Below are 7,969 nucleotides of genomic sequence, written 5' to 3' on the forward strand. Positions count from 1 at the left end.
AGTGTGCGCACCGACACGATCGGTACCGCGCCCAACCGCAAGTTCGTTGTCGAGTGGCGAAACGCCAAGTTCCGCCCGAGCGGCCCCGACCGGATGCTGGCCGAGACCGGGGGCCGTCCGCTCGGCATCGAGCTGGACCTGTCCGGCGAGGCCCTGGTGGTCTGCGACGCGTACCGCGGGTTGCTGCGGGTCACACCCGACGGCGTGGTCCGCGAACTGACCGGCACGGCACCCCCTGTGCACCTGGCCAACAACGCGACGGTGGGCCGGGACGGCACCATCTACTTCACCGACAGCTCCGACCGGTTTCCGGTCTCGCACTGGAAGCGGGACCTTCTGGAGCACCGTCCCAACGGTCGGGTGCTGGCCCACCATCCGGGTAGCGGCCGCACCGAGGTGGTGACCGACGGGCTGTACTTCCCCAACGGGATCGCGCTGACCCCGGACGAGTCGGCGCTGATGCTGGTGGAGACCAGCACCCACCGCCTGCTGCGGGTCGAACTCAGCGGCGGTGTGCGGGTCCTCGCCGACCTGCCCGCGTACCCGGACAATCTCGCCTCGGTGGGTGACGGGACGTACTGGATCGCGCTGCCCAGCCCCCGGGTGCCGATCGCCGAACGGCTGCTGCCCCATCCGCGGCTGCGCCAGATCGCCGCCCTGCTGCCCGACGCGATGCAGCCGCAGCCACGCCGCTACGGGCTGGTCGCGCTGGTGGACGACGCGGGAACGGTCCGCCGGACGCTGCACGGCCCGAACGGGCACTACTCGATGATCACTGGGGTACGCCAGCACGGCGACCACCTCTGGCTGGGCAGCCTGACCGGGTCCGGGGTGGCCCGCGTACCCCTGGGGTGATGGCCGCGGGCGGCGACAGGGCCGGCCGGCCCGCGTACCCCTGGTGTGGCGGGCGGGCGACAGGGCCGGTCCGCAGTGGTGGCGGGCCGGCCCTGTCCTGCCGTCAGTGGTGTCTCAGCGGCCGCTGACCGAGGGCGCCGGCGCGGGCGATCCGCCGGCCACCGCGCCCGGGTGCGCCGGGGCGACCGGAGCGGGCTTGAGCCCGGGCGGCACCGGCAGGGCGCTGCCCCGGGCGAACTCGTCCCAGCTCACGTTCCACGCGGTCCAGCCGTTGCCCGGCTGTAGCTCCACCTCGGTGCCCTTGACGGTGACCAGGTCACCAACCTGCGTCACCCCCATCAACCAGTCGGCGGCGGTGGCGGAGACGTTCGCGCAACCGTGCGAGACGTTGGTGTTTCCCTGGTCCCCCTCCGACCAGGGGGCGGAGTGGATGAACTCGCCACCCCAGGTGTAGCGCTGGGCGTCGTCGACGTCGACCACGTAGCCACCGTCCGGCTCACCCCGCGTGTCGAACGTGACCCGCTCGTGCTTTTCCATGATCACCATCTTGCCGCTGGAACTCGGCGTGCTCGGCTTACCCAGGCTCACCGGGATTCGGCGGACCTGCTTGCCGTCGCGCAGCACTGTCATCTGTTTGGTGGCGTTGTCGATCTCCAGCGAGACCTGTCGTCCGATCTTGGAGGTCGCGGTCCGCTCGGCGTCGCCAACCAGTTTCTTACCGATCGGCAGACCCTCGAGACCGGCCCGGACACTGATGGTGGTCCCCGGCTTCCAGAAATCGGGGGCCCGATAATAGACCTGGCTTCCATCCTCAAGCCACGACCAGGCGCCCGGTTGCGGTGGATTGGTCTTTACGAACAACCGCCGCTGGACATCCGCCCTGGCCTCTTTCGGAATTCCTGGGTCGAACGCCACCGTTACCGGCATCGCCGTGCCGTACGTCCGATTGCCGTTGAAATAAAGGGTGCTGGTGATCTGCGGTTTGGTGGATTTGGCCATCGTCGTGAACGTGGTGGTGCGCGTGGTGGTGGCACCGGAGTCACCGGTGGCTGTCACCTCGGCGGTGTAGGTCCGTCGTGGTTGCAGCGGGGCGCTCGGCACCCAGCCGGAGCCGTCCTCGCGCGGCTCGGCGTTGACCTGCTTGCCTTTGTCGTCGGTGAGGCGTACGCCGGTGACCCGCCCTCCCTTGACCACGGTGCCCACCTCGGCGCTGACCGGGACGTCCCGGGTCTTGTCCCCCGGCGTCACAGCGAGTTCCGGTGGGGCGGCGTGCTTCTTGGCCGAGCCGGTCGCGGAACCCCGGTCGGCGGTGCACGCACCCAGGACGAGTGGTGCCGCCGCGATGGTTACCGCCAACAGCGTCAATCGCCGCCTAGACGTCATGTTTCAGTCCCCCCGTTTTCGACTTCCCTCCGCCACATTCTTGCCCGCTTCGGGGGGCCATTAGCGGCATTCGGAAATAATCGGCAGCGCATTTATCGACGCATTTTCCGACAATGCTCCGCTTGGCCGGAACAGGGGTTCAACCGACCCGTGTCATGCGCTTTGCTCCGCTTGAGCGAGGCAACGTCGACTGTCCGAATGGCGGCCGTGGTGGCACTGTCGACCCGGCTTCGTGATCGACTCGGTCTCACTGAAGTCGCGGCATCCCGACCGTCCCGACACCGCGACTGCCATGAACCCGAGTGGATCAAGAGCCGGCCGGGCCGGACGTGGGCCGGGCCGGACGTGGGCCGGGCCGGACGGAACGCGCGCGGCGCGGTGGGCACGGGAAGTAGAAGGTCAGGCCGGGTGGCGCACCTCGTGGGCGGACTTTTGTCAGTTGAAGCGAAACTTCCGGCGAACGCGACAAAGCTTTGCCTTCGTCCGGAGGCAAGGGTAAGGTTTCGATCTAGATAGAGGGTTGCCCATTCGTCGATCAACTTGCCGCCACCTCTGCCGGGTCGCCGCGTTCCGCTCCCGATGGGTCCGGGCCGCACCCGCGCCGTCCCTCACCGTCCAGCCGGAGCCCGCCTCCGGCCGGTTCGGCGCGCCCGGCGGACGGCAGTCAGGTCGACCGCCGCCGACGGCGTACCAGCCGTCAGGAAGGGACCACCACCATGGATCAACAACTCAACCGACCGGGGCCGACACCGGCGTCCGAGCCGGTCAGCCGGCGTGGAGTGCTGCGCGCCGCGACCGTCTCCGCGGCCGCTGTCGGCGCCGCCGGTCTAATCGGCGGCCCGGCCGTCGCCGCGCCCGCCGCATCCACCGGGCAGGCCCAGGGCCGCCGCCGGGTGCCGGTGGACCGGATCAGCATTCAGCTCTACACGCTGCGTGATCAGCTCGCCGCCGACCTGCCCGGCACCCTGGACGCGCTGCGTCGGATCGGCTACCGGCGAGTGGAGCACGCCGGTTTCGTCGGACGCACCGCCGCACAGTTCCGGGCCGCGCTCGACGAGGCCGGGCTGCGTTCCACCTCCGGTCACGTCGGCATCCCGCAGCCGTTCGACGCCGCCACCTGGGAGCAGGCTCTCGCCGACGCCAACGTGGTGGGCTGCAAGAAGATCGTCCACCCGTACTTCGGTAGGGACGCGAGCGGTCAGCCGATCCGGGACCCCGCCGTCTACCGGGCCCTGGCCCGGGACCTCAACCGCGCCGGTCGGCTCGCCGAACGCGCGGGGTTGGACTTCGGCTACCACAACCACCAGCTCGAGTTCGTGCCGCTGACCGGCGGCTCGACCGGGTTCGACATCCTCAGCTCGCAGACCGATTCCCGGCTGGTCCACTTCGAGCTCGACCTCTACTGGACCTGGCGGGGCGCCCACGACCCGATCGACGTGATCCGAGCCAACCGCGGTCGGATCCGCCAGGTGCACGTCAAGGACCTCGACGTCGAGGGTGGTTTCGCCGACCTCGGCGACGGCGTCATCGATTTCGGCCGCATCTTCGCCCACGAGCGGGAGGCCGGCATCGAGGAGTACATCGTGGAGCGTGACGACGCGGGCACCGCGCCGCGCTCCCCCGCCGACGCCCTGGACACCGCTCGCGTCGGCTTCGACTATCTCGCTTCACTTCGGTACTGAAACCACCCCGGGGGACTCACCTGATGAAAAGGACCGCATTCGCGTCCGCCCTGCTGTTGGTGACGGCCGGTCTGGCCATACCACAGTCGGCAGCGTCCGCAGCGCCGGCCGCGCCGCCGGACAGCAGCTTCCAGAAAGTGACACTGAACGACTTCCCGGGCGAGCCGATGAGCCTCGCCGTCCTGCCCGACCTGCGGGTGCTGCACACCTCCCGCACCGGTGAGGTCCGCATCCACGACCCGCGCACCGGGCTGAACACCCTCGCCGCCGACATCCCGGTGTACGAGCACGACGAGGAGGGGTTGCAGGGCGTCGCCATCGACCCGAACTTCGCCCAGAACAAGTGGGTGTACCTCTACTACTCGCCGCCGATGGACACTCCGGTGGACGACCCGGCGACCCCGGGTGTCAACGAGGGGGACGCGCCGGAGACCGGCACCGAGGCGGACTGGCAGCGGTTCAAGGGCGCGCTGCGGCTGTCCCGGTTCAAGCTGGACGGGATGAAGCTGAACCTCGCCAGCGAGCAGCAGATCATCGACGTGCCGACCGACCGGGGCATCTGCTGCCACGTCGGCGGCCAGATCGACTTCGACAGCAAGGGCAACCTGTACCTGTCGACAGGTGACGACACCAACCCGTTCGCCTCCGACGGCTACATCCCGATCGACGAGCGGGCCGACCGCCACCCGGCGTACGACGCCCAGCGCACCTCGGCCAACACCAACGACCTGCGCGGCAAGCTGCTGCGCATCAAGGTGAAGGCCGGTGGTGGTTACACGGTGCCGGCCGGCAACCTGTTCAAATCCGGCACGGCGCAGACCCGCCCGGAGATCTACGCGATGGGGCTGCGCAACGCGTTCCGGTTCGCCGTCGACAGGCGTACCGACAACGTGTACGTGGGCGACTACTCCCCGGACGCCTCCAACCCGAACCCGGAGCGCGGCCCTGCTGGGCACGGCCGGTGGATGCTCGTCGACAAGCCGGCCAACTACGGCTGGCCGTACTGCGTGACGCCGACGATCGCCTACCGCGACTACGACTTCGCGACCGGCGAGTCCGGCGCCAAGTTCAACTGCAAGCGCCCGGTCAACGACTCACCGCACAACACCGGCAAGCGCGTGCTGCCGCCGGTCGAGCAGCCCGAGGTCTGGTACGCGGCCGCCCCCTCGGCCGAGTTCCCGCAGTTGGGCACCGGCGGCATCTCTCCGATGGGTGGCCCGGCGTACGAGTACGACGGGACCAGCACGTCGCGTACCCGCTGGCCGGCCTACTACGACGGGGTGCCGCTGTTCTACGAGTGGTCCCGCGACTACATCAAGGAGTTCCGCCTCGACTCCGACGGCGACGTGACGGACATCCGTCCGGTGGCGCCGTCGCTGGTGGTGGACAACCCGATGGACATGGAGTTCGGCCCGGACGGCGCGCTCTACGTCCTGGAGTACGGCGACGGTTACTTCGCCGAGAACCCGGACGCGCAGCTGTCCCGGATCGATTTCGTCCGGGGCAACCGGACGCCGATCCCGAAGATCAGTGGCACCCCGACCGTTGGGCAGGCCCCGCTGACCGTCGCGTTCTCCAGCGCCGGCACGACCGACCCGGACGGTGACAAGCTCAGCTACGCGTGGGACTTCAACGCGGACGGCTCGGTGGACAGCACCGCTCCGAACGCGAGCTGGACGTTCCCGGAGAACGGCTCGTACACGCCGACGTTGAAGGTCACCGACCGCACCGGACGGTCCGCCTCGGCGTCCCTGCCGCTGGTGGTCGGGCCGACCGCGCCGATCGTCGAGTTCGTCGCCCCGGAGGCCGGGCAGCCGTTCCAGTTCGGGCAGACGGTCGCGTACGAGGTGAAGGTCACCGACGACCTGCCGGTGGACTGCTCCCGGGTGAAGGTCACCTACGTGCTCGGGCACGATGAGCACGGGCACCCGCTCTCCACCTCGACGGGTTGCTCCGGGACCATTCCCACCTTCCTGGACGGTGGGCACAGCGGCGCGGACAACCTGACCGCGGTGTTCGTCGCTGAGTACACCGACGCGCCGACCGACCCGGGCGTACCCGCACAGTCCGCTTCGGCGACCGTGGTGCTCGACCCGACCCCGGTGGCGGGTCTGGCCGGCTGATCGGTTCAACAATGACAGTGGCGGCGGCCGGATCCTTCCGGCCGCCGCCGCATGTCGTTCAGCTCCAGATCTCGCCGGCACCATCGCCGGGGCATCACAGACGGCGGCCGGTCAGCTCCAGTCGCTGTCCACGTGGTTGTCCCGCCACCGTCCGCCCACCGGCGGGGTGTCCAGTCGCATCCCCTCGTCGGCGTTGCCGGCCAGGTCGTTGTCCTCGACCCGGCAGTCCACGCAACTGCCCCGCTCGGTGATCCACAGCCCGTGTGTCTGGGTCGGGTTGTCGTGGTTGTCCCAGACCCGGTTGCCCCGGATGGTGGCCGAGTCGAACGGCGCGTCGATGGTGATCCCGGCCCGCAGCTTCGGCGCGGCGGCCAGCTCGTATCCGCATCCCGGCGGTGGCACGTCCCCGCTCCACGCGCTGAACGCGTCCGGGCGGACCGGGGCGAGGGTGAGTTCGTCGCCGGTGTTGGAGGCCACCATGGCCACTGCCTTCCCGACCCGCAGGACCTTGCCCCGGTGCCCGTCGTGCGGCCAGTTGGCCGACCGGTCCACCAGGCACCGCTCGCTGTAACGGACGGCGTCGCCGGTACCGCCGGTGCCCTCGCCGTACTGCCGTCCGTTGTTGCGGATCCGGTTGTTCAGGACCACCGCGTCGGTCATCTGGTGGTCGATCCGGACCGCGTCGAGGCCGTTGCCCCAGAACTCGTTGCTCTCGATCACCACGTCCCGGATCGAGCCCCGGTAGCCGCGCCCGAGGTCGTGCGAGTGATAGCCGTGCCGGCCGTTGCCGCTGATCCGGTTGCCCCGGACGGTGTACGGGCCGGGGCTGTTGCCGATGCTGACCCCGTCGCACATGTTGCCGTCTATGACGCAGTCGGTGAGCAGGCCGCCCCGCCCGGCCACCGACGAGGTCCCCTGCGCGGACACGTCGAACCCGGTCTCCAGGTTCCCGGTCATGGTGCAGGCGGAGACGATCAGGCCGTCGGCGCCCCAGTCGGAAATGCCGAAGCGGTTGCCCTGGCTGTGGCAACCGATGATGCGGTAGCCGCGCGGCGGCGCCCAGTAGTCCTTCTGTAGCTCCAGGAAGATGCCGTTGGTGCCGTTGGCCAGGGCGGTGCAGTTGGCGATGGTCAGCCGCTCCACCGCTCCCCAGCCACCGATGCCGATCCCGATGCCGGCGCCGCCCATCTGCTCGCCGTTGTCCAGTCGGCCGCAGCCGACCACCACCACGCCGTCGATCAGGGAGTCCTGGAGGAAGTCGCAGCCCAGCCCGGTGGCGGCGGTGTGGTGGATGTAGAGGTTGCGGAAGACGCCCCGCACCACGTACTGGAGGCCGAGGCCCTTGGCCAGGTAGTTGTACTCGGCCATGGCGACACCGGAGCCGTCGATCTGGAAGTCGGAGAAGGTGCAGTCGGCGATGTGCCGGTCCCGGTCGGCGCCGTGCTGCACAGTGGTCCAGAAGGCCAAGGGGGTGGGGTCGGCCCGGTTGCCCTCGTTGCTGAGCATGAAACGGGTCGCCGCCGGCCCGGCCCCGATCAGCGACACACCGCTGCGCCACACAGTGCCCGCGTCCCGGATCGAGTAGATGCCCGGCGGGCAGTAGATGACCCGGGCCCGTCCGTCCGAGGCGTACCCGGCGCCGAGGCGGTCCACCAGGGCCGCCAGCGCCGGCTGGTCGTTTGTCGCGCCGTCACCGGTGAGCCCGTACTCCAGCGCGTCGCAGTAGAGCGGCGCGCCGGCCGAGGCGGGTCGTCGTACCCGGACCGAGTTCAGTAGCAGCTCGTTCGCCACGGCCACGGTCGGGCTCCCTTCGACGTGTTCGGTGCGCTCCGGCGGGGCCGACTTCCCGGTGAGGCCGCCGGGAAACCCCGGCCCGATCACCGTGCCGGGCGACCCCGGCCCGATGACACCGCCGGGGAGGCCCGG

At 69.9% G+C, this 7,969-nt stretch carries 5 protein-coding genes; 3 read left to right on the forward strand and 2 right to left on the reverse strand.

The features are described 5' to 3' along the window. Nucleotides 1-855: SMP-30/gluconolactonase/LRE family protein (locus tag AB0C20_RS33455; protein ID WP_357569503.1), on the forward strand; the 855-nt coding region annotated here is incomplete at its 5' end. 114 nt (nucleotides 856-969) lie between these two features. Here the strand turns inward: AB0C20_RS33455 and AB0C20_RS33460 are convergent. After that, nucleotides 970-2,238, reverse strand: a complete 1,269-nt coding sequence (locus AB0C20_RS33460; protein ID WP_357188628.1) for an Ig-like domain-containing protein — start codon at nucleotides 2,236-2,238, stop codon at nucleotides 970-972. 716 nt (nucleotides 2,239-2,954) lie between these two features. Here AB0C20_RS33460 and AB0C20_RS33465 point away from each other — a divergent pair. Together AB0C20_RS33465 and AB0C20_RS33470 are read left to right on the forward strand one after the other, a co-directional pair. Continuing rightward, nucleotides 2,955-3,920 (forward strand): sugar phosphate isomerase/epimerase, encoded by a 966-nt coding sequence (locus tag AB0C20_RS33465; protein WP_357188626.1) that lies wholly within the window; start codon nucleotides 2,955-2,957, stop codon nucleotides 3,918-3,920. A 23-nt stretch (nucleotides 3,921-3,943) separates the two neighbouring features. Continuing rightward, a complete protein-coding gene (locus AB0C20_RS33470; RefSeq protein ID WP_357188624.1) occupies nucleotides 3,944-6,043 on the forward strand; it encodes a PQQ-dependent sugar dehydrogenase in 2,100 nt (699 codons plus the stop codon). 111 nt (nucleotides 6,044-6,154) lie between these two features. On the opposite strand, the gene AB0C20_RS33475 is transcribed toward AB0C20_RS33470, so the two are convergent. Continuing rightward, a complete protein-coding gene (locus tag AB0C20_RS33475; protein WP_357569504.1) occupies nucleotides 6,155-7,834 on the reverse strand; it encodes a right-handed parallel beta-helix repeat-containing protein in 1,680 nt (559 codons plus the stop codon). Between the last annotated feature and the right edge of the window lie 135 nt (nucleotides 7,835-7,969).

Origin of the sequence: Micromonospora sp. NPDC048843, from assembly GCF_040649965.1 — a bacterium.
Lineage (GTDB): Bacteria > Actinomycetota > Actinomycetes > Mycobacteriales > Micromonosporaceae > Micromonospora > Micromonospora hortensis.